This window comes from Sandaracinobacteroides saxicola (assembly GCF_014117445.1).
Taxonomy (GTDB): Bacteria; Pseudomonadota; Alphaproteobacteria; order Sphingomonadales; family Sphingomonadaceae; genus Sandaracinobacteroides_A; species Sandaracinobacteroides_A saxicola.
In genome coordinates this window covers 1942186-1965666 of record NZ_CP059851.1, presented here as the reverse complement: position 1 = coordinate 1965666, position 23481 = coordinate 1942186, and the positions used below count along the sequence as shown (strand labels likewise).

24 protein-coding genes are annotated in these 23481 nt (G+C 68.0%); 8 read left to right on the top strand and 16 right to left on the bottom strand.

What is annotated here, in order from left to right:
- Positions 1-41 precede the first annotated feature (41 nt).
- The 4 genes from H3309_RS09870 to H3309_RS09855 form a co-directional block, all read right to left on the bottom strand.
- Positions 42-2540, bottom strand: a complete 2499-nt coding sequence (locus H3309_RS09870) for an ABC transporter permease (protein WP_182294563.1) — start codon at positions 2538-2540, stop codon at positions 42-44.
- Positions 2541-2673: 133 nt separating this feature from the next.
- Complete coding sequence (locus tag H3309_RS09865) at positions 2674-3354, bottom strand: ABC transporter ATP-binding protein (protein WP_182298643.1); 681 nt, start codon at positions 3352-3354, stop codon at positions 2674-2676.
- A complete protein-coding gene (locus tag H3309_RS09860) occupies positions 3354-4649 on the bottom strand; it encodes an efflux RND transporter periplasmic adaptor subunit (protein WP_243453682.1) in 1296 nt (431 codons plus the stop codon). The genes H3309_RS09865 and H3309_RS09860 overlap by 1 nt, the downstream gene beginning before the upstream one ends.
- Before the next feature lie 169 nt (positions 4650-4818).
- Positions 4819-5178, bottom strand: coding sequence for a UrcA family protein (locus H3309_RS09855; RefSeq protein WP_182294562.1), 360 nt, complete (start codon positions 5176-5178; stop codon positions 4819-4821).
- A gap of 155 nt (positions 5179-5333) precedes the next feature.
- On the opposite strand from H3309_RS09855, the gene H3309_RS09850 reads away from it, so the two are divergent.
- On the top strand, positions 5334-6737 hold the full coding sequence (locus H3309_RS09850; protein ID WP_182298639.1) for a sigma-54-dependent transcriptional regulator: 1404 nt from the start codon (positions 5334-5336) through the stop codon (positions 6735-6737).
- Positions 6734-8074 carry a sensor histidine kinase gene (locus tag H3309_RS17665; RefSeq protein WP_263457688.1) on the top strand — a complete coding sequence of 447 codons (1341 nt, stop codon included), beginning with the start codon at positions 6734-6736 and terminating at the stop codon, positions 8072-8074. The genes H3309_RS09850 and H3309_RS17665 overlap by 4 nt, the downstream gene beginning before the upstream one ends.
- Positions 8075-8235: 161 nt before the next feature.
- On the opposite strand, the gene lepB is transcribed toward H3309_RS17665, so the two are convergent.
- From lepB to pyrE, 6 genes are all read right to left on the bottom strand, one after another.
- Positions 8236-9063: a signal peptidase I gene (gene lepB, locus H3309_RS09840; RefSeq protein WP_182294561.1), complete on the bottom strand. Its 828-nt coding sequence runs from the start codon at positions 9061-9063 to the stop codon at positions 8236-8238.
- Positions 9060-9461, bottom strand: coding sequence for a holo-ACP synthase (acpS, locus tag H3309_RS09835; protein WP_182294560.1), 402 nt, complete (start codon positions 9459-9461; stop codon positions 9060-9062). Before acpS ends, lepB begins: the two co-directional genes overlap by 4 nt.
- A 97-nt stretch (positions 9462-9558) precedes the next feature.
- Complete coding sequence (locus H3309_RS09830; protein ID WP_182294559.1) at positions 9559-10281, bottom strand: pyridoxine 5'-phosphate synthase; 723 nt, start codon at positions 10279-10281, stop codon at positions 9559-9561.
- On the bottom strand, positions 10278-10901 hold the full coding sequence (locus tag H3309_RS09825) for a hypothetical protein (RefSeq protein WP_182294558.1): 624 nt from the start codon (positions 10899-10901) through the stop codon (positions 10278-10280). Before H3309_RS09825 ends, H3309_RS09830 begins: the two co-directional genes overlap by 4 nt.
- Positions 10902-11096, bottom strand: coding sequence for a YegP family protein (locus tag H3309_RS09820; protein WP_182294557.1), 195 nt, complete (start codon positions 11094-11096; stop codon positions 10902-10904). It lies immediately after the preceding gene.
- A 43-nt stretch (positions 11097-11139) separates the two neighbouring features.
- A complete protein-coding gene (gene pyrE / locus H3309_RS09815) occupies positions 11140-11724 on the bottom strand; it encodes an orotate phosphoribosyltransferase (RefSeq protein ID WP_182298635.1) in 585 nt (194 codons plus the stop codon).
- Between the two features lie 118 nt (positions 11725-11842).
- Between pyrE and H3309_RS09810 the strand changes: the two genes are divergently transcribed.
- Positions 11843-12814, top strand: a complete 972-nt coding sequence (locus H3309_RS09810) for a penicillin-binding protein activator LpoB (RefSeq protein WP_207791488.1) — start codon at positions 11843-11845, stop codon at positions 12812-12814.
- 186 nt (positions 12815-13000) lie between these two features.
- Here the strand turns inward: H3309_RS09810 and H3309_RS09805 are convergent, their stop codons facing one another.
- Entirely contained in the window at positions 13001-15088 is a 2088-nt protein-coding gene (locus H3309_RS09805) for a RelA/SpoT family protein (RefSeq protein ID WP_182294556.1), read from the bottom strand.
- A gap of 73 nt (positions 15089-15161) precedes the next feature.
- Here H3309_RS09805 and H3309_RS09800 point away from each other — a divergent pair, with 73 nt between their 5' ends.
- The gene (locus H3309_RS09800; RefSeq protein WP_182294555.1) at positions 15162-16205 is read left to right on the top strand and encodes a hypothetical protein; all 1044 of its coding nucleotides are present in this window, start codon (positions 15162-15164) and stop codon (positions 16203-16205) included.
- 6 nt (positions 16206-16211) lie between these two features.
- On the opposite strand, the gene rpoZ is transcribed toward H3309_RS09800, so the two are convergent.
- Positions 16212-16553 carry a DNA-directed RNA polymerase subunit omega gene (gene rpoZ / locus H3309_RS09795; protein ID WP_182294554.1) on the bottom strand — a complete coding sequence of 114 codons (342 nt, stop codon included), beginning with the start codon at positions 16551-16553 and terminating at the stop codon, positions 16212-16214.
- A gap of 237 nt (positions 16554-16790) precedes the next feature.
- On the opposite strand from rpoZ, the gene rpsD reads away from it, so the two are divergent.
- On the top strand, positions 16791-17402 hold the full coding sequence (rpsD, locus tag H3309_RS09790; protein WP_182294553.1) for a 30S ribosomal protein S4: 612 nt from the start codon (positions 16791-16793) through the stop codon (positions 17400-17402).
- A gap of 139 nt (positions 17403-17541) precedes the next feature.
- Here rpsD and H3309_RS09785 read toward each other — a convergent pair whose 3' ends face one another.
- The 4 genes from H3309_RS09785 to H3309_RS09770 are packed head-to-tail and all read right to left on the bottom strand — an operon-like array spanning position 17542 to position 20328.
- Entirely contained in the window at positions 17542-17931 is a 390-nt protein-coding gene (locus H3309_RS09785; protein WP_243453921.1) for a putative toxin-antitoxin system toxin component, PIN family, read from the bottom strand.
- Positions 17932-17961: 30 nt separating this feature from the next.
- Positions 17962-18192 carry a hypothetical protein gene (locus H3309_RS09780; protein WP_182294551.1) on the bottom strand — a complete coding sequence of 77 codons (231 nt, stop codon included), beginning with the start codon at positions 18190-18192 and terminating at the stop codon, positions 17962-17964.
- 40 nt (positions 18193-18232) lie between these two features.
- Positions 18233-18994, bottom strand: coding sequence for a DsbA family protein (locus tag H3309_RS09775; RefSeq protein WP_243453681.1), 762 nt, complete (start codon positions 18992-18994; stop codon positions 18233-18235).
- Positions 18994-20328, bottom strand: a complete 1335-nt coding sequence (locus tag H3309_RS09770) for a M48 family metalloprotease (RefSeq protein WP_243453680.1) — start codon at positions 20326-20328, stop codon at positions 18994-18996. Before H3309_RS09770 ends, H3309_RS09775 begins: the two co-directional genes overlap by 1 nt.
- 75 nt (positions 20329-20403) lie before the next feature.
- Here H3309_RS09770 and H3309_RS09765 point away from each other — a divergent pair, with 75 nt between their 5' ends.
- The 3 genes from H3309_RS09765 to recN are packed head-to-tail and all read left to right on the top strand — an operon-like array spanning position 20404 to position 23363.
- Positions 20404-20922 carry a 2'-5' RNA ligase family protein gene (locus H3309_RS09765; protein ID WP_182294549.1) on the top strand — a complete coding sequence of 173 codons (519 nt, stop codon included), beginning with the start codon at positions 20404-20406 and terminating at the stop codon, positions 20920-20922.
- A gap of 10 nt (positions 20923-20932) precedes the next feature.
- Positions 20933-21712, top strand: coding sequence for an outer membrane protein assembly factor BamD (locus H3309_RS09760; protein WP_182294548.1), 780 nt, complete (start codon positions 20933-20935; stop codon positions 21710-21712).
- A gap of 10 nt (positions 21713-21722) precedes the next feature.
- Positions 21723-23363 (top strand): DNA repair protein RecN, encoded by a 1641-nt coding sequence (gene recN / locus H3309_RS09755; RefSeq protein ID WP_182294547.1) that lies wholly within the window; start codon positions 21723-21725, stop codon positions 23361-23363.
- The last annotated feature ends 118 nt before the right edge of the window (positions 23364-23481 follow it).

Here is a 23481-nt window from a genome sequence, read left to right as displayed (position 1 = left end):
TGATATTCACTAATATATCATGACGCCCCGATTGTCCAGCCTTACTCGTACCGAAGGGCATTGATCGGGCTGGCGCGGGCGACCTTCAGGGCGTGGGTGATGATGGTGGCGGCGGCGATGAGGGCGGCGAGCAGCCCGGCGCCGAGGAACCAGTGCGGGCCCAGGGGGATGCGGTCGTTGAAGCTGTCCAGCCAGCCGCGCATCAGCCACCAGGCGACGGGCCAGGCGAGGAGGTTGGCGAGGAGGACGGGCCGGCTGAACTGCCAGACCAGCAGGCGGACGATGTCGCGGTCGCGGGCGCCGAGCACCTTGCGGATGCCGATTTCCTTCGTGCGGCGCTCGGCGGTGAAGGCGGCGAGGCCGAACAGGCCGAGGCAGGCGACGATGATGGCGAGGCCGGCGAAGGCGGCGAAGATGGTGGCGCGGGCCTGCTCGGCCTTGTACAGGTCGAAGACGATGTCGTCGGCGAATTTCGCCTCGAACGGGACATTGGGGGCGTAGCGGCGCCAGACCCTTTCGATACGGTCGCGGACCTGGGCGGCGCGGGCGGCATCGACGCGGACCACCATGGTGCTGATGAAGCCGCGGTTGTAGGTGAAGATGATCGGCTCCAGCGGCTCGCGGATCGAGCGGTAGCGGACGTCATCCACGACGCCGACGATGGTGACGGCGACAGGGCCGTAGATGTCGCGGACCAGCGCCAGTTTCACGGTCTTGCCGATGGCGGCGGCCGGCGTGGCGAAGCCGAGGCGCTGCGCCGCCAGCGCGTTGACGACGACATTGGCGCCGCGCGCGGCGAGCGCCTGCTCCAGGGCCGGCACTTCGGGCGTGGGGGTCTGGACATCGTCCCTTGCGTTGTTCGGGTCGAAGCCGCGGCCTGCGATGAGGCGGATGCCCATGGTGCGGAAGAAGCCGGTGTCGACGCCGTAGCTGCCGATCATGATCGGTTCGGCGCGACCGGGGACCTGCACGGACGTGTTGATCTTGCTGCCGGTATCGACGCCGATCATGGTGCGGCCGACACCCTGCACGCCGGGGATGGCGGCGACGGCGTTGACCAGGGTTTCGGCGACGGGCTCGATCTGCTTGCGTGCCATGCCATCGACCTGGAGCAGCCCGCCGCGGTTGTAGCCGGGGTCGAGGCTGCGGGCGTGCCAGGTCTGGGCGGCGATGACGCCGGTGCATATGACAAGGCCGATGCCGACGGCGAATTGCGCCACGACGAGCGCCTGGCGCAGGCGGCCCGAGCCTTCGGGACCGGAGGCGCTGCGGTTCGCCTTCAGCGTGGCGGCGGGCGCGAAGCGGGACAGGATGAGGGCGGGGTAGAGGCCGCCGGCGACGCCGACGAGGAGGATGAGGACGAGGATGGGGAGCGCGATGCCGTCCGGGCCGAGATAGCTGAGGGTCAGGTCGGCCTTCAGGAAATCGGCGATCAGCGGCAGCAGCAGCTCGGCGAGCGCCAGGCCGAGCAGCATGGCCAGCGTGGCGATGAGGATGGATTCGCCGAGGAACTGCGCGATCAACTGCCCGCGGCTGGCGCCGAGCACCTTCCTGAGCGCGACTTCGCGGGCGCGCTGCCCGGCGCGGGCGGTGGCGAGGTTGGTGAAGTTGACCGCTGCCATGGCGAGGATGAGGAGCGCGACGATGGCGAAGGTGGCGATGGTGCGCGGGTCGTTGCCGGGGGTCATGGCGGCGGCCTGTGCCTCCCCCAGGTGGATGTCGGCGATGGGGGTGAGGCGCCAGTCCTGCAGGTCGCCCTCGTTGGTGCGGACGGTGCCGAAATTGTCGTCGGGGATGTTGCGCTTTTCCCAGGCGGGCATGGCGGCGTGAATGGCGGCGATGTCGGTGCCGGGCCGCAGGCGTAGATAGTTGTAGCCGCTGTTCCAGCCGTAACGAGTGAGCTGGTCGGGCTGGCTGGCGACGTCGTCCGGGTTGAAGCGGACGATCATCTCGGTCTTGATGTGGCTGTTTTTCGGGATGTCGCGATAGACGCCGGTGATGCGATAATCGCGTTCCCTGCCGGAGCGGACGAGGGTGAGGGTCTTGCCGAGGATGTCGCTGCGGCCGAAGCGCCTGATCGCCTCGGCTTCGCTGAGCAGCATGGTGTTGGGGTTGCGGAGCGCGGTGGGCGGATCGCCATGCAGCAGCGGCAGGCGGATGATGGAGAGGAAGGGGGCCTCGACCTCGAGCAGGACGGTTGTGCTGGCCTTCCCGTCCTGCAGGATGACGGGGTTGGCGAGACCGGCGTAGGACACCGCCTCGATCTGCGGGAAATCCTTGGCGAGGCTGTGGCCGACGACATAGGCGGACATCTGCATCGCCTCGCCGGGGCTGGAATCGCGCGGCAGCGAGATGGTCTGCACCTGATAGGCGTTTTCGTGGCCGGGGAGCCAGCGGTCGAAGCTGATCTCGTAGCGGACGAAGAGCAGGAGGATGAGGCAGGCCGCCATGCCGATCGCCAGGCCGACGATGTTGAGCGCGGCGTAGGTGGGGTTGGCGGCCAGCGCCCGGATGCCGACGGTGAGGTAGTTGCGGAACATTGGTCGGTCCTTGCTTTGGTCTGCTGGCGTTGGGTTGGGGATCACCCTCACCCGGCGCGCTGGCGCGCGACTCGCCTCTCCCGAGCCGCCCCATGAACAAGTTCATGGGGACCCCGGACAAGCGGGAGAGGGGTTAAGCGGCGCGCTGGCGTTCGGTGAGGATGCGGCCGTCGAGCATGTTGACGACGCGGCCGGCGTAATCGGCGTGGGCGGGGGAGTGGGTGACCATGACGATGGTGGAACCTTCCTGGTTGAGGCTGCGGAGCATGCGCATCACTTCCTCGCCATGCGCGGTGTCGAGGTTGCCGGTGGGTTCGTCGGCGAGGATCAGCGGCGGGCTGGCGACCAGCGCGCGGGCGACGGCGACGCGCTGCTGCTGGCCGCCGGAGAGCTGGCTGGGGCGGTGGCGGGCGCGGTGGGCGATGCCGACACGGTCGAGCACGGCATCGACGCGGGTGCGGCGCTCGGCCGAGGGAATGGCGTGGTAGAGCAGCGCGAGTTCGACATTCTCGCGCACGGTCAGCTCGTCGATCAGGTTGAAGCTCTGGAAGATGAAGCCGATGCGGCGTTTCCTGAGGTCGGTGAGCGCCGCTTCGGAGAGCGCGGTGGTTTCGGTGCCTTCGAACCGGTAGTGGCCGGCGGTGGCGCGATCGAGCAGGCCGATGATGTTCAGGAGCGTGGACTTGCCGCAGCCGGACGGCCCCATGATGGCGACGAATTCGCCCTTTGCGATGTGGAGGTCGATGGCGTTGAGCGCGGTCGTCTCGATGGTGTCGGTGCGGTAGCTTTTGGTGAGGCGGTCGAGCGTCAGCATCATTGGTCCTTTTCGAGCGAGATCCGGTCCTTGTCCGCGAAACCGGTGTAGGCGGAGACGATGACGCGGTCACCGGGGGCGAGGCCGCCCAGCACCTCCACCTGATCGGCATTGCGGCGGCCGAGGCGGATGGGGCGGCGGACGGCGCTGTCGGCGCTGTCCAGCACGAAGGCGAAGCTGCCGTTGCCGTCGGTGAGGAAGGCGCCGGCGGGGAGCAGCAGCGCGCGGCTGGGGTCGCCCAGCGTCAGGCGGGCGGGCAGCGTCTGGCCGCGTTGCAGGCGGGCGGGTTCGGCGCCGGTGAAGCGGAGGTCGGCGGTGAAGCTGCCGTTCTTCACCTGCGGGTAGAGTTTGGCGACGGCGAGGCGGGTGCCGTCGTCGAGCGTCACCGGCTGGCCGACCTGGACCCGGCCGAGCCAATATTCGTCGATGTCGGCGACGAGTTTGTGGCGGCCGGCGCTGTCCACCTGGCCCAGGCGCTCGCCGCGGTCGAGGCTCTGGCCGACCTGGATGGAGAAGCCGCTGAGCAGGCCATCGACAGGGGCGCGGATGGTGAGCGCATCGAGGCTGGCGCGCGCAAGGCGGAGGTTGGCGAGCAGCTGCGCGCCGGAGGTGCGAAGCTGGGCGAGCTGGCTGCCCTGCAGCCGTTCCTCGGTGGCCAGGCTTTCCAGCGTGAGGGTGCGGCGGCGGGTGTAATAGTCATATTCGTCCTGGCTGTCCGCGAGTGCCTTTTTCGACACCCAGCCCTGCGCGGCCAGCGCCCGGTCGCGTTCGAGCTGGCGGGCGAGCTTGCGGGCCTGCCAGTCCACTTCGGAAAGGTTGCGGCGGTTTTCCAGGCGGCTGCGTTCCAGCGCCAGTTCCTGGGTGCGCAGGTTGTTGAGCTGCTGGCTGACGTCGGCCTCCCGCGCGATGACATCGAGTTGCAGCGTGGCGTTGGAGAGGATGGCGAGCGGCTGGCCGCGTTTCACGGTGGCGCCGTCCTCCACCAGCAGCCGGTCGATGCGACCGCCTTCGACGGCGTCGAGATAGACGGTGAGTGAGGGAGTCACGCGGGCGCGCAGGGGGATATAGTCGTCGAAGGTGCCGGCGGTGACGGGGGCGATGCTGACCCGGCTGAGGGGGAGGGTGATGCTGTTGCTGCTGCGGTTGATGAAGAGCGCGGCGGCGGCGACGGCGAGGAGGGCGGCCGCGGCGAGAGCGGCGATGCGCAGGCGGCGGGAGAAGCGGCGGGGGGTGATGACGCGGTCTATGCCGGGCGGCGGCGGGGCGGGACGTTCGAGCTTCAGGACGGCCATCATGCGGGTTCCTGGGGAAGAAAGGAGGCTGCGACGTGCGGGCGAGAGGGGGATTCGTTGCACGCCGCAGCCAGTCAGCAGGTCGTCATTCGGCTGGACAGATAATGACCGCCTGGATTTTGTGATCGCGCATTCTGATCGGAAAACCGCGTCACACTTTTCCGGAATGCGCTCATGCCGCCGGACTGGATGTGGCGGACACGAGCTGGGTCTTTGTGGCGGCCTCAATGCGCGCCTGAACCTGGGGAGCGAGCCCGGCGAGGGTTTCGCGCGCGCAGCGGGCGGCGGCCTGGCGCTGTGCGACCGGGGCGGGGCCGTTGACGTCGCACAGGCTGCGGGCGGCCTGGCGCAGCCGGTTGTGGAGGGTGGCCTGACCGGCGGGCGAGGCAAGGTTGAGGTCACCGGTGCGGACATTGATGCTGGGGGCGATGCTGGCGGCACTCACCGGCCCGGCAGTGGCGATCAGGGTGAGGCCGGTGGCGGCGAGCGCCAACGTGGCGCTGATGAGCGTGCGGGGGAGGGGGGTGGACATGGGATGCTCCTTTCAATCGTCAGGGTGGGGAGGTGCCCTGATGCCAATGGTGATGCAGGGGGCGTGCCAGGTGGCATGACCGTTGATATCATTGGTAAAAATGGATCCAGTGGTGGATGGACGCAGCGACCGGTGTCCGCTATCGAACAGTGGTGATGTCCGTTTCCGGACAGTGGGAGGGGTGGTTGGAGACGCGGCCGAGCCTGCTGATTGTGGATGACGACCGGGATGTGCTGTTGTCGGCGCGGCTGGCGCTGCGCGCGCATGCGTCGGAGATCGTGACGGCGGAGAGCGCGGACGGGCTGCCGGCGCTTTACGCGCGGCATCGGCCGGACGTGGTGCTGCTGGACATGAACTATTCGCGCGGCAGCACCAGCGGGCAGGAGGGATTCCGCGCGCTGGAGGCGCTGAAGGCGGCGGCGCCCGAGGCGGTGGTGCTGGTGATCACCGCCCATGGCGGGGTGAACATCGCGGTGGAGGCGATGAAGCGCGGGGCGACGGATTTCGTCAGCAAGCCCTGGGTGAATGAGCGGCTGGTGGCGAGCGTGAAGACCGCGGCGGCGCTGGGGGCGAGCCGGCGGGAGGCGGCGACCGAGCGGCAGCGCACCGCGGTGGCGGCGGCGCCAGCGCGGGAAACGCCGCTGCTGGGACATTCGGCGGCGATGCGGGAAGTGCTCTCCCTGATCGAGCGGGCGGCGCCGACCGATGCCAATGTGCTGATCCTGGGGGAGAATGGCACGGGCAAGGAGCTGGTGGCGCGGGAGATCCATGCGCGATCGGGGCGGGCGGCGCGGGCGCTGGTGTCGGTCGACCTGGGGGCGGTGGCGGAGAGCCTGTTCGACAGCGAGCTGTTCGGCCATCTGAAGGGGGCGTTCACCGATGCCAAGGCGGACCGGATCGGCCGGTTGCAGGCGGCGGATGGCGGCACGCTGTTCCTGGACGAGATCGGCAACCTGCCGCTGCACCTGCAACCCAAGCTGCTGACCGCGCTGGAGCAGCGGCAGGTAACGCCGGTGGGGAGCAACCGGGCGGTGGCGATCGATGTGCGGGTGGTGGCGGCGACCAATGCCGGACAGGCGGCGCTGAACGACGAGGCCCGTTTCCGCCCCGACCTGCTGTTCCGGTTGAACACGGTGACGATTCAAGTGCCGCCCTTGCGGGCAAGACGCGAGGATGTGCCGGGGTTGCTGGCGCATTATCTGCCGCTGTTCGCGCGCAAATATGGGCGGGCGGAGCGGCCGCTGCCGGCGGATGTGCTGGCGGCGCTGTGCGCGCATGACTGGCCGGGCAATGTGCGCGAACTGCGGCATGTGGCGGAGCGGGCGGTGATCCTGGCGACGGGGGACGCCTTTGCGCTGTCCGATTTTGCGCTGGCAGCGGCGGTGGCGCGGGCGCCGGTGGCGCCGGTGGCCGAGGGGGATCTGAACCTGGACCGGGCGGAGCGGCGGATGATCGAGGCGGCGCTGAAGAAGCATGGCTACAACATCTCGCTGGCGGCGGGCGAGTTGGGGCTGACGCGGGCGTCGCTGTATCGCCGCATGGAAAAGCACGGGTTGTGAGGGGCTGGTGGCGGCGGTTCGACGTGCAGCTGCTGCTGCGGCTGTTGCTGCTGCTGCCGGCGATGGGGTTGTTGATCGCGGCCTGGGGGCGGGCCGACCTGCGGGCGGCGACGCTGGTGGCGGCGTTGCTGGTGGTGGCGGTGGGGGTATCGATCTGGCGCCATGTCAGCCGGACGAACGCGCAACTGGCACGCTTCATCGAGGCGCTGCGGCACGGCGACCTGACGCAACATTTTGCTGCGCAACCCGGGGACAGCGGGTTCGATGCGCTGGCGGCGAGCATGGATGCCGCGGTGGCGCGGTTGCGGGCGGAGCGTCGGCAAGGGGAGGATGAGGCGCGGTTCCTGGCGGCGCTGGTGGAGGATGCGCCGGTGGCGCTGCTCTCGGTGAGCGAGGCGGGCGAGGTGGCATTGCTGAACAAGGCGGCGCGGCGGCGGTTCGGGGTGGGGATGGGGACGCGGCTGGCGGACTATGGCGTCTATGGCGGCGCGTTCCGCGCGTTCCTGAGCGAAGCGCCGGCGGGGGCGCGGCGGGAGGTGCCTCTGCTGGTGGACGGGGTGCAAGTGGCAATGCTGATGTCGGTGGCCGTGGTGCGGTCGGGAACGCGGGGCGCGGTGCGGGTGGTGGCGGTGGAATCGATCCAGCGTGAGTTGAACCGCGCCGAGTTGAGCGCGCAGGCGGACCTGGTGCGGGTGCTGACGCATGAAATCATGAACAGCATGACCCCGGTGACGTCGCTGGCGGCGAGCGCGGCGGGGTTGATGGCGGAGGTGGAGGGGGACGACCCGCGCGTGGGGGATGCGCGGGAGGCGGTGGAGACGCTGGCGGCGCGGGCCGAGGGCGTGATGCGGTTCGTGCGCAGTTACCGGCAGTTGACGCGGTTTCCGCAGGTCGTGGCGCAGCCGGTGGTGCTGGAGCCGCTGTTCGCCGAGCTGGCGCGGCTGTTCGCGGCGGAGCCGGCGGCGTTAGGCGTGGCGTTGACGGTGGAGGCGAATGGCTTGCGGATGGAAGCGGATCCGGATTTGCTGATGCAGGCGCTGATCAACCTGCTGAAGAATGCCGCGGAGGCGGCCCGGGGACATGCGGCGGTGCCGGCGGTGGCGCTGCGCGCGGAAGCGGCGGCGGGGCGGGTGTGGATCGATGTGGACGACAATGGGCCAGGGGTGGCGGCCGACGCGGCGGGGGACGTGTTCCTGCCCTTCTTCACGACGAAGGCGGGCGGCACCGGGGTGGGCTTGAGCCTGGCGCGGCAGATCGCGCTGGCGCATGACGGCGGCCTGGCAGTGTTGCGGGCGCCGGGGGGCGGGGCGCGGTTCCGGCTGGCCGTGGGCGGCTGAAGGCAGCGCGGGGCCATTTTCAGATCCGCCGCAGGCCTGGCCGGCGTGCGGGTGGCTTCGCCGACCGGCAGGCGGTTCGAGGGAGGCCGTGATGCTCCCGCTGGTGGCGAATCCTCCGTTTCTTGAGGGATGGCTTGAATCGTGTTGCGATAAGGGAAGGGTCAGTCGGGTTGCAGGTTGCGGAAGGCGCGGTCGCCGCGGAGGCTGGTCCACCAGGTGAGGGGGTTGAGGGTGGTGCTGCCGTCGAGGCTGAAAGTGGTGAATTCGGCGCGGCCGACGATATTCTCGATCGGGACCATGCCGAGGCCGCCTTCCTCCACGGGGACGCGGCTGTCCTTGGAATTGTCGCGGTTGTCGCCCATCAGGAAGACGGCGCCCTCGGGGACGGTCGCCGGCCCCCAGTTGTCATAGGGGCCGTCCATCAGGTCGATGACGTTGTGGCGGCGACCGTCGGGAAAGACTTCCTGGAAGCGGGGATATTTGCAGATGCCGGTGCCGTCCGCGGCGGTGGTGCGGTATTGTGGAAAGCCGTTGAGCGCGCAGTCGCTGTTCGGGCTGGCGACGACGATGGAATCGGCGACGCGGGTGGTGGGGACGGGCTTGCCGTTGAGGATGAGGCGGCCGTTGACCATCTCCACCGTGTCGCCGGGGAGGCCGATGACGCGCTTGATCCAGTCGTTGCCATCGCTGGGCGACTTGATCACGACGACGTCGCCGCGGCGCGGCAGGCTGCCGAAGATGCGGCCCTGCATCTTGGGCAGGATGGGTTGCACCACGAGCGGGATCGAGGGGGACATGTAGCTGAAGCCGTAGGGGAATTTGCTGACGACGAGGCGGTCGCCGACGAGCAGGGTATCGACCATCGATTCGGACGGGATGAAGAAGGGCTTGGCGATGAAGCTGTGGATGCCGAGCACGATCAGGATGAGCCAGGCCCATTGGCGGACCTCGTGGCTCCAGCTGAAGGGTTTCTTGACGGCTGCGGTCATTCGGGCCTCGCGGTGATGATCACGATCGCCTGCGCCCAGGGGTGGTCGTCGGTTATCGTCAGGTGGATGGTGGCGACATGCCCCGCGGGCGTGATTTGCGCAAGCCGCGCGGCGGCGCCGCCGGTGAGGTGGAGCGTGGGCTGGCCGGAGGGGAGGTTCACCACGCCCATGTCGCGGAAGAAGACGCCGCGGCGGATGCCGGTGCCCAGCGCCTTGGCACAGGCTTCCTTGGCGGCGAAGCGCTTGGCGAAGGTGGCGGCGCGGGTGAGGGGGCGGCGGTCGGCCTTGGCCTGTTCGGTTTCGGTGAAGATGCGGGCGATGAACCGGTCGCCGAAGCGGTCCAGCGAGGCCTCTATGCGGGTGATGTTGCAGAGATCGTTGCCGAGGCCGATGATCATGGGTTTCTCCGTGCGCTGGCCCCCTCCGCTCGCCTGCGGCGAGTCGCTCCCCCGTGCCGGGGGAGAGCTTTGGGGCGGTTCCGACGCCACGATTGCATCAGCGGGCGGCGGTCATGTGGGTGCGCATGGTGCGGATGGCGGCGTCCAGGCCGGTGAAGACGGCTTCGCCGATGAGGAAATGGCCGATGTTGAGTTCGGCGATCTGGGGCAGGGCGGCGACTGCAGAGACGTTGGCGAAGCTGAGGCCGTGGCCGGCGTGGATTTCGAGGCCCATCTTGGAACCGAGGGCGGCGGCGTCTTCGAGGCGGCGGAGTTCGGCGGCGGGTGCGGTTGCGTGAGCGTAGGGGCCGGTGTGCAGTTCGACGACGGGGGCGCCGAGGCGGGCGGCGGCGTCGAGCTGGCGCGGTTCGGGCGCGATGAAGAGCGAGACGCGGATGCCGGCGGCTTTCAGCCGGTCGACGAAGGGGGCGAGTGCTTCACGCTGGCCGGCGGCGTCCAGGCCGCCTTCGGTGGTGCGTTCGGCGCGGCGTTCGGGCACGATGCAGGCGGCGTGCGGGCGGTGGGCGAGCGCGATGGCGAGCATCTCCTCGGTCGCGGCCATTTCGAGATTCAGGGGGAGGTCGATCTCGGCCATCAGGCGGGCGATGTCGGCGTCGGTGATATGGCGGCGGTCCTCTCGCAGGTGGGCGGTGATGCCGTCGGCGCCGGCAGCGGCGGCGATATGGGCGGCGCGCACGGGATCGGGGTGGCTGCCGCCGCGGGCGTTGCGAACGGTGGCGACATGATCGATGTTGACGCCGAGGCGGAGGGGGTGGGTCATGCGGCGGCTCCGGCAACAAAGCTTTCCATCAGGCGCAGGCGTTCGGCAGGTGTCAACTCGTGCGATTTCTGTCGATGTGGGGCGAGGTCGCTGGGCAGCACGGCATTGAACAGGGTGTAGAGGCTGCTGATTGCATCCGGGCCGGGCAGGCGCTCAGCCGAATGCGCGGCAAGGAAGTTGCGAACCTCGACAATAGCCTGAGCCGGGTTTTTCCCGTGCGATTTGGGGTCGACGCCCGCGATATCGGACATGCTTTGTTGATAACGGTATGGTTTGCTGTCGAGGACCAGAAGCTGATGGTCGCGGAGTTTTCTGCGTCCGAGATATTTCATGCCGAGCGCAATGCCCAGTTCAAGCGGCATGTTGAAGCGCGGGAGGTTGGATCGGGGATCGAGTTCGACGCGCGAGAGGTCGTGTATGCTGAGGCTGCTGTCCGCGATCAGGTCGATGATTTTGGCGAGGCGCAACTGGCCACTGTCTTCGATGGTGGCAGCGCTGTTGACCTTGAAGCCGCAGGTAATGACGGCAAAATTGATGGCGTCCTGAATTGGCGCGAATTCCGCGTCGAACGGACAATTGATGAAGACCCGGATACGCCGGTTGGCGGGCTTGGTGGTCAATCAGGCGGCCGTTCGGTCCTGACGCTCGGCATAGGCGGCAAAGGCGGCCTGCATCGCCCGATCTTCCGGACTGCCAACGGGGTAGGGCTCAACGCCGATAATGTGGCCGAAGCGTATGCGGCGCGTGCGGCCAGCTGCATCGAGGAGGCGCCAGCGGTAGCGTCCGGTTTCATCCTGATAGACTTCGACGCTCATCTCGTAGCTCCTGAATATACTATAGCAGGGCGGGACGGGGTTCTCAACCGGCGGCGCGGCTGCCGGGCTTTACCGGGGGGAGGGCGGCGAGGTCGGGGGGGAGGGAGTCGGGGGCGTAGCTGGGGATGTCGAGGCGGAGGAGCGGGGTGAGGGGGACGCCGACGTCGGCCTGTCCGTTGCTGCGGTCGACGAGGCAGGCGGCGTGGATGACGTGGCCGCCGGCGGCAGTGATGGCGGCGATGGCTTCGCGGCTGGAGAGGCCGGTGGTGACGACATCTTCCATCAGGATGACCGGCTGGCCGGGCGTGAGGGCAAAGCCGCGACGCAGTTCGAAAGTGCCGGTAGGGCGTTCAACGAACATGGAATCGATGCCGAGCGCGCGGGCGAGCTCATAACCGCAGATGAGGCCGCCCATGGCGGGGGCGACGACGGCGGTGGCGGCGCGGGCGGCGGCGGGGAGTTTCGCGGCGAGGGCGTGGGCCAGTCGCTCCGCGCGCCGCGGGTCCATCAGGACGCGGGCGCATTGCAGGTAGCGCGGGCTTCTGAGGCCGGAGGAGAGGATGAAATGGCCTTCGAGGAGGGCGCCGGCGGCGCGGAATTCGGCAAGGACGTCGGGTATGTCGGCCATGGTGGCGGTGTAGCCATCGATGATGGACAAGGAAAGCCCGGCTGACGGCATGATTCTGTCGGGAATATACAATAGTCTTTGGCCGATTTCATGGATAGCATGCGGCGCACAGGAGGGCATGATGGCTATGGCGTGGGTTCGGACGAGCGTGGGTGCGGCGGTTGCGGGGGCGTTGGTGGCGACATCGGTGCCGGGGTTGGCGCAGATCAATTCGAAGCGCAGCGAATCGGCGGAGGCGACGCGCGCCAAGGAACAGGCGACGCTGCCCAATTGCGCGCGGCCCATTGGCACGCTCGCGCTGGGGGAACCGGAAACGCGCTGGTGGGGCGACCTGGGCCTGGGGTCGCCCGAAGCGCTGATCCGCGTCTATGTCCAGCAGTCCAAATGCTTCCGGCTGGTGAACCGCAGCAACCGTGGCATGGCGGCGATGCAGCAGGAACGCGCGCTGGCGTCGGGCGGCGAGCTGCGGCGTGGCGGGGTGGTCGGCAAGGGGCAGATGGTGGAGGCGGACTATACGCTGATCCCCGACATCGTGACCGGCAATTCGGATCGCGGCGGCACCAATGTGGGCGGTTTGATCGGCGGGTTGATCGGCGGCATCGGCGGCGGGCTGATCGGTGGCATCAACATCAAGAAGCGCGCCGCGAACGTGACGCTGAACGTGGTCAACAACAAGACGTCGGAAGAGTTCGTCAGCGAGGGGCAGGCGAAGAAGACCGACCTGGGCTGGGGCGGGGGCGGGGGCCTGTTCGGCGGTTTCCTGGCGGCGGGCGGGGCGAGCGGTTATGACAATACGGAAATCGGCCAGGTGATCGCGCTCGCCTATCTGGACGCCTATCGCAAGCTGGTGAACGACCTGGGCGGGATGCAGGCGGCTGTCGGCCAGCCGGCGGCGGAGAAAGCCGTGCGCATGAAGCGGTCCGGGCGGCTGTATGCGAGCGCCTCGCTGAAGGCGAAGGTGCTGAAGCCGCTGGATGCCGGGGCGATGCTCTATCCGACCGGCAAGAAGCAGGACGGGTTCTGGGAGGTTGAGGACGAGCTGGGCAGCAAGGGCTGGGTGACGGAGGCGGGCATCGAAGTCGCAACGTGAGGGCCTGTCCGACAAATCGCCCATGCCGGGCTGCGAACGCCGATTTGCTGCGCTCCGATGCTCACGCACCTTAAGTGCGCTGCGCTTCGGTGCTCTCAAATCAGCGTTCTCGCCACGGCCTGAGCAATTTCCCGGACAGGCTCTCGTCCTTGCTGAGCAAGGCATGGGGGAACAGCGGCGGCCATGTCAGCCGGCGACCCGTTCCACGCTGACCACGGCCTTGGGGGCTTTCAGGCCGGTGATGATGTTGGTAAGGTGGGCGATGTCGTCCACCTCCACATCCATCAGGAAATTGTGGAAGGCGCGGTCCCGGTGTTTCAGTTGCAGGTTGACGATGTTGGCGCGTTGCGCCGCCAGCACCGCGGTGACCTGCGCCAGGCTGCCGGGTTCGTTGCGGACGATGACCAGGATGCGGGCCGCCGCGGCGCCGGCGTCCTCGTGCCATTTCAGGTCCACCCAGTCGGCCTCCTCCGCGTCCGCCAGGCGGGGGCAGTCGATGCGGTGGACCTCGATGCCCTCGCCTTCCTGGCGGACGCCGACGATGCGGTCGCCGGGGACGGGGGCGCAGCAGTCCATCAGGCGGATGCCCGATGCGGCGCGGCCCTCGATCAGGACGGGGCTGCGTTTGCCGCGTTTCTTCGCCGGCGCGCCGCTGCCGGGGACGAGCGCGTCCATGACGGCATGGTCGGCGAGCGTCTGGCGGGCGAGCGCGATGTAGAGCGCGTTGCGGTCGGCGAGTTTCAGGCGGGCGAGCGCGGCGAGCACGGCCTCGTCCGACAGGGTGATGCCGAGGCGGTTGCTGATGTCGGCGAAAAGCTGCGTGCCGATGTGGATGAGGGTGTCGCGTTCGCGGCCGCGGACGAAGCGGCGGACGGCGGCGCGGGCCTTGGCGGTGACGACGAAATTTTCCCAGGCGGGGTCGGGGGTTTGCGCGGAGGAGCGGAGGATTTCGACCTGGTCGCCGTTCTTCAGCGCGGTGCGCAGCGGCACGGTCTGGCCCTGCACCTTGGCGCCGACGCAGGTGTTGCCGAGCGTGGTGTGGACGGCATAGGCGAAATCGACGGGGGTGGCGCCCTTGGGAAGCTGGATCAGCTCGCCCTTTGGCGTGAAGCAGAAGAGCTGGTCCTGGAACATCGCCATGCGGGTGTGTTCCAGCACTTCCTCCGCGCTGCCGGCGGTGTCCAGGATTTCGATGAGGTCGTCGAGCCAGGGATATTGCGCGGCGGTGCCGTCGGTCTTCTGCTTGTAGGCCCAGTGGGCGGCAAGGCCGAATTCCGCCTCGGCATGCATGGCGGTGTCGCGGATCTGCACCTCGATCCGCATCTTGTCGCGGTCGATCAGCGTGGTGTGGAGCGAGCGGTAGCCGTTGCGTTTGGGGGTGGAGATGAAATCCTTGAAGCGGCCGGGGACCATAGGCCAGCGCTGGTGCAGGATGCCCAGCGCGCGGTAGCAATCGGCGGGATTGTCCACGATCACGCGGAAGGCGACGATGTCCGACAGCTGTTCGAAGGGCAGGCGGCGGTCCTGCATCTTGCGCCAGATCGACCAGGGTTTCTTTTCGCGGCCCTTGACGTCGAGTGGGGGTAGGCCGGCGGTTTCCAGCGTCATGCGGATGCCGCTTTCGATGCGGCGGACGGTGTCGCCACCGCCGGCGCGGAGCGATTCGAGGCGCTTGGTGACGCTGGCGTGGCCTTCGGGTTCGAGTTCGCGGAAGGCGAGCTGTTTCAGCTCGTCCATGAAGCCGTACATGCCGATGCGCTCGGCGAGCGGCGCGTAGATGTCCATGGTCTCGCGGGCGATGCGGCGGCGCTTTTCCGGTTTGGCGATGAAATGCAGCGTGCGCATATTGTGCAGGCGGTCGGCGAGTTTTACCAGCAGCACGCGGATGTCATCGGACATGGCGAGGAGGAAGCGGCGGAGGTTTTCGGCGGCACGTTCGGATTCGGATTGCGCCTCGATCCGGCTGAGTTTGGTGACGCCATCGACCAGGCGGGCGACGTTGGGGCCGAAGAGTTTGAGGATGGTTTCGGGGGTGGCGACGGTATCCTCGATGGTGTCGTGGAGGATGCCGGTGGCGATGGTTTCGTCGTCCAGCCGGAGGTCGGTTAGGATGCCGGCGACTTCGATCGGGTGGCTGAAATAAGGGTCGCCCGACGCGCGGAGCTGCGAGCCGTGGGCTTTCATGGAGAAGACATAGGCGCGGTTGAGGAGGTCCTCGTCCGCCTCGGGGTCATAGGCCTTGACCCGTTCGACCAGTTCATATTGCCTGAGCATCAGGAACCTTATGGTGCTGCCGCCGGGGGCATGCAATAAGTTGCTGGCGTGCAGGCGAGATAGCGGGGATTCAATGCCGCTGAAGGAATTTCTGGAAACCGATCCGCTGGTGCTCGTTTCGGGCGTGGCGGTTGCCGCGGGTGGATTGGTGGCGGGGGTAATGGCGTGGTTTGGCAATCAGGCCAGCGACCGCAAAGTTGCGATGGAACGGCAGGCGGGGGCGGACGCCGCGGCGGCGCTGCAGAGAGAGGTTGCCGCTGCCAAGCAGGAATCAGCGGGGTTGAAGGCAGAGCTTGCCGAGCGGGACCGGCGCTTTGCCAGCATCGAGCGGCGCATCGGAGATGAGCAGGCGTTGATCGATGTGCGCAAGTTCTTCATCGCGGCAAACGGCGCACTGGCACTGGGCGATGGCTATCGGTCGCTGGAAGGCGGGCGCTTCTATATCCGCGACCCGGCGGTGGCGGGGATTGTTTATCAAGCGATGTCCGAGGCCGATTTGCAGCGGGAGGGATGGTTCGTTGAGGGCGTGACGATGCCGATCGATGCAGCCGCGGAACAGTTGACCGTCCATGTCTGGCGACGTGATGCAGTGCGAACGCGACTCCTCGCCGTCGCCGCCGGCGAGGATGAGCTGGACATGACGGTGAACTCCTGGCCGCAAGTGATACTGCAGTATGTGCGGACAGACACGATCCGCGACATCCAGCGGCGCAACATGCTGGCCACGCAGGAGAAGGACGATGCCGGCACGCCGCACGAACTGGGACCGGATCAGATCAAGCTACTGGAAAAACTGGGCGGGGATCCACCGACGGCGGGATTGATCAACATGATCCTGGGCGCGGTGCAAATGCAGTCGGTTTCGCCGCATCTGAGCGTCAGCTTCGATTCCGTTCAGCGCTCCGCCGGCATTCTCTACCTGAGTTATCGCCTTCTCTTCAATATTCCGGACAGTCCGCCGCTGACCGTATTGCAGGAGACCTATGTCGTTCCTCTGGCGCATGGCATTGTCTTTGTCCGGATGCAGATCCCCACCGAGGATGGGCTTGCTGCCAGCGACCGCGCTTGGACGAACGATTGGCTTTCAGGTTTGCGGATCGTGACCGACCCGGCATAACGCCCGTTATTCGTAGTCCGGCCCCAGATTCTGGTTGCGCGGGGGGGCGGCGGCGGTGAGGCGGAGGGCTTCGGCGCTGGCGGCGAGGCTGCCGAGTTCGTCGGCGACATCGTCCTCGTCGATCTGCACCTTCTGCAGATCCTGCACCATGCGCTCGGTCAGGCCCTCGGGGCTGATGGTGCGTTCGGCGATCTCGCGCAGCGCGACGACGGGGTTCTTGTCGCGGTCGCGGTCCAGCGTCAGTTCGCTGCCGCCGGAAATCTGGCGGGCGCGGGCGCCGGCGAGCAGGACCAGTTCGAACCGGTTGGGGACGACTTCGATGCAATCTTCGACGGTGACGCGGGCCATGGCTGGCAACTCTCTGCTGGAATATCGGGAAAGAGCGGCGCTCATAGCGCGGGAGGGGCGGCCCGGTCAACGATTGCTTGACCGGGGAGGGATGGGCGATTAAGGGGCGCGCTTCGCATTTGACCCCGCACGTCCGGTGAAGCGGTGGTCCATGCCTGTGGCCTTGCGCCCTGGCATGCGCGGATCCGGGCAATTCGTTCGGCGTAATCAGGCGCCGGACAGCGAGAGGATGCCATCATGTCGAAGCGCACAAGCGCCAAGTACAAGCTCGACCGCCGCATGGGCGAGAATATCTGGGGCCGGCCGAAGTCGCCCGTGAACAAGCGCGAATATGGGCCGGGCCAGCACGGCCAGCGGCGCAAGAGCAAGCTCTCTGACTTCGGCGTGCAGCTGAAGGCGAAGCAGAAGCTGAAGGGCTATTACGGCGACGTGACCGAGAAGCAGTTCCGCAAGGTCTATGCCGAGGCCGTGCGGATGAAGGGTGATACCAGCCAGAACCTGATCGGCCTTTTGGAACAGCGGCTGGACATGGTGATCTATCGCGCCAAGTTCGCGCCGACGATCTTCGCCGCACGGCAGATCGTGAACCATGGGCATATCCATGTGAATGGCCGCAAGTGCAACATCGCGTCCGCGCGCATCAAGCCGGGCGACGTGATCGAGGTGGGGCCGAAGGGGCGCGAAATGGCGCTGATCCTGGAAGCGACCCAATCGAGCGAGCGCGAGGCGCCGGAATATGTGAACGTCGATGGCTTCGCCGCGCAATATGTGCGCGTGCCGACGCTGGACGAAGTGCCCTATCCGGTGAAGATGGAGCCGAACCTGGTGGTCGAGTTCTACAGCCGCTAAGCGGCTGCGGCCTGGAGGCGGATTGCATCGCAATCCGCCGAAGGTTCGCAGACTCGCGTGCGGCTTGGCCGGCGGACGAACCGGGATACCCCCGGTTCGATCCGTCCGACAGCGCGGCTTTGCCACATCTCCTGTGGCGCTATGCTTCCTGCCCGATCAGCAGCAGGGCGTTTCCGGTATCAACGATCCGCACCGTGTCCACCCGGCCGACGGATTGCAAGCCGTGGTCGCCGGTGACCAGCAAGGCTGCACGACCACCCAATGCCGTTCCTATAACAATGTCGTCGTCAGAGTCAGGCGCGATGCCCGAGACGGCATCGGGGCGCACGGAATAAGCGAGCGCGGCGTAGCCGCGAACAAGGTCGATCGGGGATAGTGACGCTGCTTGCAGCCTGGCGGCGAATTTTCGACGTTCGAGAACATCGCGCAATTCGTCTAGAAGGGGAGGGCTGGTCAACAGCATGACGTCATGGTCACGTGCCATCATGAGCAATCGCCGTGGTGGGCCATTCCACAGTAGCGCTGACACGACGACATTTGTATCCAGCAGGATCCGCACTCAGGCGGCGCGGGCACGACGAACGGCGGCGAGTTCGCGGGTCACTTCTTCGGGTGTCAGCGGCTTGTGTGCGGTTGCATCGAGGACGGCAAGGTCGGCGAACAGACGGTCGACCGCCTCCACGCGAAGCTGGTTGCGCAAGAGTATTTCCATCCGCCCGGGATCGAACAGGCCCGCGCTTTTTGCCTCGCTGGCAAGGGCATCGGGAAGGGTGACTTCGATCGTTGTCATTGCGCCTTTATAGCAGATGGACGCTTGACGGCCAAGCTGATCAGCCCTTCCGCGCCTCCGCGACCGCCTTTTTCAGTTCGTCGTAGCCGACGGCGCCGGAGAGGATCTGGTTGCCGACGATGTAGCTGGGGGTACCGGTGAGGCCGAGCGCGCGGCCGAGCTGCAAATTCCTGTCGACCTCTTTCTTCAGCGCGGCGGCGGACATGTCGGCGGCGGTGCGGGATTCGTTGAGGCCGGCGGCGCGGATGGTGGCGATGACCTTTTCGCGGGTGGCGCGGCCGGGTGTGCCGAACATGCGGTTGTAGAAGGCGGTGTAGCGGCCCTGCTGCGCGGCGCTGAGCGCGGCCATCGAGGCGGTCTCGCTGTCCGGGCCGAGGACGGGGAAATCGCGGAACACGACCTTCAGCTTCGGGTCCTCGGCGAGCAGTTTCGCGACATCGGCGGCGCCCTGGCGGCAATAGGGACAGTTGAAGTCGAAGAACTCGACCAGGACGACATCGCCGTCCCTGGCGCCGGCCCAGGCGCTGCCGAAGGGGGTCTCCATCGCCTCCCGGTTGGTCGCCAGCAATTTCGTGACTTCCTTGGTTTGCAGCCGGTTGATCGCCTCGGGGATGATCTCGGGATGGGCGAGGATATAGTCGCGGACGATCTTCTCGATGGCGGCCTTGTCCGGCGGGGTGACGGGGTCGGCGAGGGTTTGCGCGGCGAACATCGTTGTCGCGGCGACGGTTGCGCCACCGAGCAGCCATGCCCAGCGTCCGTGCATCATCATCTGCTCCCAATAATGTTTGAGGGGCGCCATCAGCGGCGCCGTTTCTTGATCTTGCTCGCCGCATCCTCGCTGACCAGCAGGATGTCCTGCGCGCGCAGCCAGTCGGGCGAGCCCTTGGGCAGGCCGGCCATGGCGGTCCTGGCCGCGTTGACGGCGCCGCGCGGATCGCCGCCCGACAGGTTGATGCGCTCGGCGGTGGCGAGCGCGGCGCGGGGCTGGTCCCCCAGCCGGTCGTAGATGGTGCCAAGTTGCAGCCAGGCGAAGGGGTTGGCGTTGTCGCGGTTGATCGCCGTGCGCAGGACGGTTTCCGCCTCCTTCATGTTGGCGGGGTCTTCGGTCTGCACCAGCGCGTGGCCGAGCATGGCGGCGATCAGCGGCTCGCCGCGGCTGGCGGCGACGGCGGCACGCAGCGGCGCGATGCTGTCGGCGACGCGGCCGGATTCGAGCAGCACCTGGCCCTTGAGCTCGAGATAATAGGGGTCGGCGGGGCGGTCTTTCAGCAGCGAATCCACCTCGGCGATGGCCTTGTCGGGGAAGGCCTGTTTGTGGAAGGCGTAGGCGCGGGCGTAGCGGGCGGGTTCGCTGCCGTTGCCGGGCGGGTAGGCCGCAAGCGTCGCCTCGGGTGCGCTGACGAAGCCGATCAGCTTTGCCCGCACGCGCTGGAAGCGCGCCTCCAGCACCGGGTCGGTGGGACGATTCCAGCAGGGGCTGTTCTCGAACTGGTTCTGGAGCACGGAAATGCGCTCGCCCGACAGCGGGTGGGTGCGGTTATAGGCATTGTCCTGTTTGATCGCGAGGCGGTATTCGTCCCCCTGCAGGCGCTTGAAGAATTCGATCATGCCGCGGCCGGAGGTGCAGGTCTTGGCGAGATAGACGACCGCGGCCTGATCCGTGCGGCTTTCCTGTTCGCGGCTGAAGGCCAGGAAGCTGCCCATGGCGGCCTGCTGCCCTGCCATGATCACGCCGAGGCCGGCGTCGGCGCCGCCGGCCGCGATCAGCGCGGCGCCGAGCACGAGGCTGAGCAGCGAGATGTTGGTGGCCGGCGCGCTGCCCTCGTTGTCGCGCACCGCATGACCGGCGGCGACATGGCCCAGCTCGTGCGCGAGCACGCCCTGCACCTGATTCACATTGTCGGCGGCGATGATCAGCCCGCTGTGGAAATAGACCTGCTGGCCAAGCGTGGCAAAGGCATTGATCGACGGATCGCCGATCAGGCCCACCCGCACGCTGTCGGGATTGAGGCCGGCGGCTGTGGCGAGCGGTCGCGCAAGGTCGCGGAACAGCGCCTCGGTCTCGGCATCGCGCAGCAGGCTTTGCGCCGTGGCGCTGGTGACCGGCAGCAGCGCGGCGAGCACGGCGATCATCAGGGTCCGGAGAAGTCGCATCGGCTGCACAGGGCAAGTCTAGGCTGAATGGCGCGTGAAGGGTAGGGCGTATCGATGCCTGAGCCACCGTTTGCCCCGTTGATCGTGACGCTGGGCTTTCCGGCGGCGGTGGCGGCGCGGCTGGAGGCGCTGCGGCGGGCGCATTATCCGCCGGCGCTGAACCGGGTGCCGGCGCATCTGACGCTGTTCCACCATCTGCCGGGAACGGAGGTGGCGGCGGTGACGGCGACCTTGCGGGAGGCGGCGCGGCATCTCGCGGCGCCAGAGGGGTGGTTGGCCGGGGTGCGCTTTCTTGGGCGGGGCAGCGCCTGGGTGGTGGAGAGCGATGGGCTGCTGGCGCTGCGGGACTGGCTGGCGGGGCGGTTCGCGGACTGGCTGATCCCGCAGGACCAGGCGGGTTTTCGCCCGCATGTGACGCTGGCGAACAAACTGCCGGCTGCGGAAGCGAAGCGGTGCCACGCGGTTTTGCAGGCCGAACTGCGGCCGCTGCCGTTCCGGGCGGAATCCTTGCTGTTGTGGCGCTTTGACGGCGGACCCTGGACGCGCCTTGCCGCGGTGGCTTTCCGCCGGTAGAAGCCGCGCCATGGCTGTTTCGCGTTTCACGACCGCCGCGCTGCTGGCGCTGACCCTGTCCCTGACGGTGGCGGGCTGCGCCCGCGACCGGGCGAAGAAGGGCGACACCGCTTATGTCGCCCGCGATGTCGAGACGCTCTATAACCTGGCCAAGGACACGCTGGACAAGGGCCAGTATCGGATGGCCGCGGCGCTGTTCGACGAGGTGGAGCGGCAGCACCCCTATTCAGTGTGGGCGCGGCGGGCGCAGTTGATGAGCGCATTCAGCTATTACGCGGCGCGGCAATATTCCGAAGCCGTGCTGGCAGGGCAGCGGTTCCTGAGCCTGCACCCGGGCAACCGCGATGCGCCCTATGCCTATTACATCATCGCGGTGAGCCAGTATGAGCAGATCGCCGACACCAGCCGCGACCAGAAGACCACCGGCCAGGCGCTGGATGCGCTGACGGAGCTGGTGCGGCGCTATCCGGATTCGCCCTATGCGGAGGATGCGCGGCTGAAGATCGACCTGGTGAACGACCATCTGGCCGGCAAGGAGATGGATGTCGGCCGCTTTCACCAGAAGCAGCGCCAGTGGATCGCGGCCAGCATCCGGTTCCGGAAGGTGATCGAACAATATCAGACGACGAGCCACACGCCCGAGGCGCTGCATCGGCTGGTGGAATGCTATCTGGCGCTGGGAATCCCCGAGGAGGCGAAGCGGACCGCGGCGGTGCTGGGGGCGAACTATCCGGGCAGCAAATGGTATGAGCGCGCGTACAAGCTCGTCCAGGAGCACAAGGCGGCCTGAGCCGCGGCCCATGCTGACGCGGCTGTCCCTGCGGGATGTGGTGCTGATCGCTTCGGTGGACCTGGAGCTGGCGGGCGGGTTGACCGTGCTGACGGGCGAAACGGGGGCGGGCAAGTCCATCCTGCTGGACGGGCTGGGACTGGTGCTCGGCGACCGGGCGGACGCGGGGCTGGTGCGCCACGGCGCGGCACAGGCGGTGGTGAGCGCGGCCTTCGCGCCGCCGGCCGGGCATGGCGTGCGGGCGCTGCTGCAGGAGAATGGGCTGGAGCAGGGCGAAGAGCTGCTGCTGCGGCGGGTGGTGAAGGCGGATGGTGGCAGCCGGGCGTTCGTGAACGACCTGCCCGTGTCGGCGGCGCTGCTGCGGGAGGTGGGCGCGGCGCTGGTTGAGGTGCATGGCCAGCATGATGACCGGGGTCTGCTGGCGCCGAAGGGACATCGGGCGCTGCTGGATGCCTTCGGCGGCTGCAACACGGCGGCGGTGGCGGCGGCCTGGGCAGCGGCGAGCGCGGCTCGGGCGGCGCTGCTGGCAGCGGAGGAAGCGCTGGCGAACGCGGCGCGCGACCGGGAGTGGTTGAGCCATGCGGTGACCGAACTGCGCGCGCTGGCGCCACGGCCGGGGGAGGAAGCGGAACTGGCGGAAGCGCGGGCAAGGATGCAGCGTGGCGCGCGGCTGGCGGATGACCTGCTGGCGGTGGAGGCGCTGGTGAGTGGCGGCGACGGCGCGCTCTCTCAGTTGCGGCAGGCGGGGCGGCGGCTGGAACGGCTGGCGGAGGCGGACGCGGGGCTGGCGGCGGCGCTGGCGGCGGTCGACCGGGCCCTGGTGGAGGGCGACGAGGTGGAGGCCGGGCTGGCGGCGGCGCGCGAGGCGCTGTCATTCACGCCGGATGATCTGGAGGCGACGGAAGCGCGGCTGTTCGAATTGCGGGCAATGGCGCGCAAGCATCGGGTGGCGGCGGATGACCTGGCGGCGCTGGCGGGGGAGCTGGGGGAGCGCGCGGCGGCGATCGAGGCGGGGGAGGGAGGATTGAAGCCGCTGCGGGCGGCGGTGGTGGCGGCGGAGAAACATTATGCCGCGGCGGCTGACGGGTTGAGCGAGGCGCGGACGGCGGCGGCAGCGCGCCTGGATGGGGCGGTCAATGCCGAACTGCCGGCACTGAAGCTGGAAGCGGCGCGATTCCGGACCCGGGTGGAGCGGGCGGAGCCGGGGCCGGCGGGGCAGGATGGCGTGCTGTTCGAGGTGGCGACCAACACGGGGGCCACTTTTGGCCCGCTGACGAAAATCGCCAGTGGTGGTGAGATGAGCCGGTTCGTGCTGGCATTGAAGGTAGCGCTGGCGAGCGAGGGAGCGGCGGGCACGCTGATCTTCGACGAAATCGACCGGGGGGTGGGAGGCGCGACCGCGTCGGCGATCGGCGCGCGGCTGGCACGGGTGGCGGCGGGGGCACAGGTGATCGTGGTGACGCACTCGCCGCAGGTGGCCGCCGCCGGGGCGCAGCATCTGGTGATCTCGAAGGCGACGGGCCCCGGGGGTGTGCGGACGGAGGTGGTGGCGGTGACGGGCGCGGCGCGGCGGGAGGAACTGGCGCGGATGTTGAGCGGGGACGCGGTGAGTGACGAAGCGCGCGCGGCGGCGGAGAAGCTTTTGGCCTGAGGCGGCTGGCAATAGCGCCGGAGCGCTATTTTCAGTCTCGCCGAGGGCCTGGCCGGCGTGTGGAGGACTTGGCCGCCCGATACGTCCGAGCCGAACGCCAGGGCAGCGACCGCGCGGC

Excerpts from the sequence above, each read along its gene's own strand:
- H3309_RS09870 (WP_182294563.1), bottom strand. The coding sequence starts at position 2,540 with ATGTTCCGCAACTACCTCACCGTCGGCATCCGGGCGCTGGCCGCCAAC.
- H3309_RS09865 (WP_182298643.1), bottom strand. The coding sequence starts at position 3,354 with ATGCTGACGCTCGACCGCCTCACCAAAAGCTACCGCACCGACACCATC.
- H3309_RS09860 (WP_243453682.1), bottom strand. The coding sequence starts at position 4,649 with ATGATGGCCGTCCTGAAGCTCGAACGTCCCGCCCCGCCGCCGCCCGGC.
- H3309_RS09855 (WP_182294562.1), bottom strand. The coding sequence starts at position 5,178 with ATGTCCACCCCCCTCCCCCGCACGCTCATCAGCGCCACGTTGGCGCTC.
- H3309_RS09850 (WP_182298639.1), top strand. The coding sequence starts at position 5,334 with ATGTCCGTTTCCGGACAGTGGGAGGGGTGGTTGGAGACGCGGCCGAGC.
- lepB (WP_182294561.1), bottom strand. The coding sequence starts at position 9,063 with ATGACCGCAGCCGTCAAGAAACCCTTCAGCTGGAGCCACGAGGTCCGC.
- acpS (WP_182294560.1), bottom strand. The coding sequence starts at position 9,461 with ATGATCATCGGCCTCGGCAACGATCTCTGCAACATCACCCGCATAGAG.
- H3309_RS09830 (WP_182294559.1), bottom strand. The coding sequence starts at position 10,281 with ATGACCCACCCCCTCCGCCTCGGCGTCAACATCGATCATGTCGCCACC.
- H3309_RS09820 (WP_182294557.1), bottom strand. The coding sequence starts at position 11,096 with ATGAGCGTCGAAGTCTATCAGGATGAAACCGGACGCTACCGCTGGCGC.
- pyrE (WP_182298635.1), bottom strand. The coding sequence starts at position 11,724 with ATGGCCGACATACCCGACGTCCTTGCCGAATTCCGCGCCGCCGGCGCC.
- H3309_RS09810 (WP_207791488.1), top strand. The coding sequence starts at position 11,843 with ATGATGGCTATGGCGTGGGTTCGGACGAGCGTGGGTGCGGCGGTTGCG.
- H3309_RS09805 (WP_182294556.1), bottom strand. The coding sequence starts at position 15,088 with ATGCTCAGGCAATATGAACTGGTCGAACGGGTCAAGGCCTATGACCCC.
- H3309_RS09800 (WP_182294555.1), top strand. The coding sequence starts at position 15,162 with ATGCCGCTGAAGGAATTTCTGGAAACCGATCCGCTGGTGCTCGTTTCG.
- rpoZ (WP_182294554.1), bottom strand. The coding sequence starts at position 16,553 with ATGGCCCGCGTCACCGTCGAAGATTGCATCGAAGTCGTCCCCAACCGG.
- rpsD (WP_182294553.1), top strand. The coding sequence starts at position 16,791 with ATGTCGAAGCGCACAAGCGCCAAGTACAAGCTCGACCGCCGCATGGGC.
- H3309_RS09780 (WP_182294551.1), bottom strand. The coding sequence starts at position 18,192 with ATGACAACGATCGAAGTCACCCTTCCCGATGCCCTTGCCAGCGAGGCA.
- H3309_RS09775 (WP_243453681.1), bottom strand. The coding sequence starts at position 18,994 with ATGGCGCCCCTCAAACATTATTGGGAGCAGATGATGATGCACGGACGC.
- H3309_RS09770 (WP_243453680.1), bottom strand. The coding sequence starts at position 20,328 with ATGATCGCCGTGCTCGCCGCGCTGCTGCCGGTCACCAGCGCCACGGCG.
- H3309_RS09765 (WP_182294549.1), top strand. The coding sequence starts at position 20,404 with ATGCCTGAGCCACCGTTTGCCCCGTTGATCGTGACGCTGGGCTTTCCG.
- H3309_RS09760 (WP_182294548.1), top strand. The coding sequence starts at position 20,933 with ATGGCTGTTTCGCGTTTCACGACCGCCGCGCTGCTGGCGCTGACCCTG.
- recN (WP_182294547.1), top strand. The coding sequence starts at position 21,723 with ATGCTGACGCGGCTGTCCCTGCGGGATGTGGTGCTGATCGCTTCGGTG.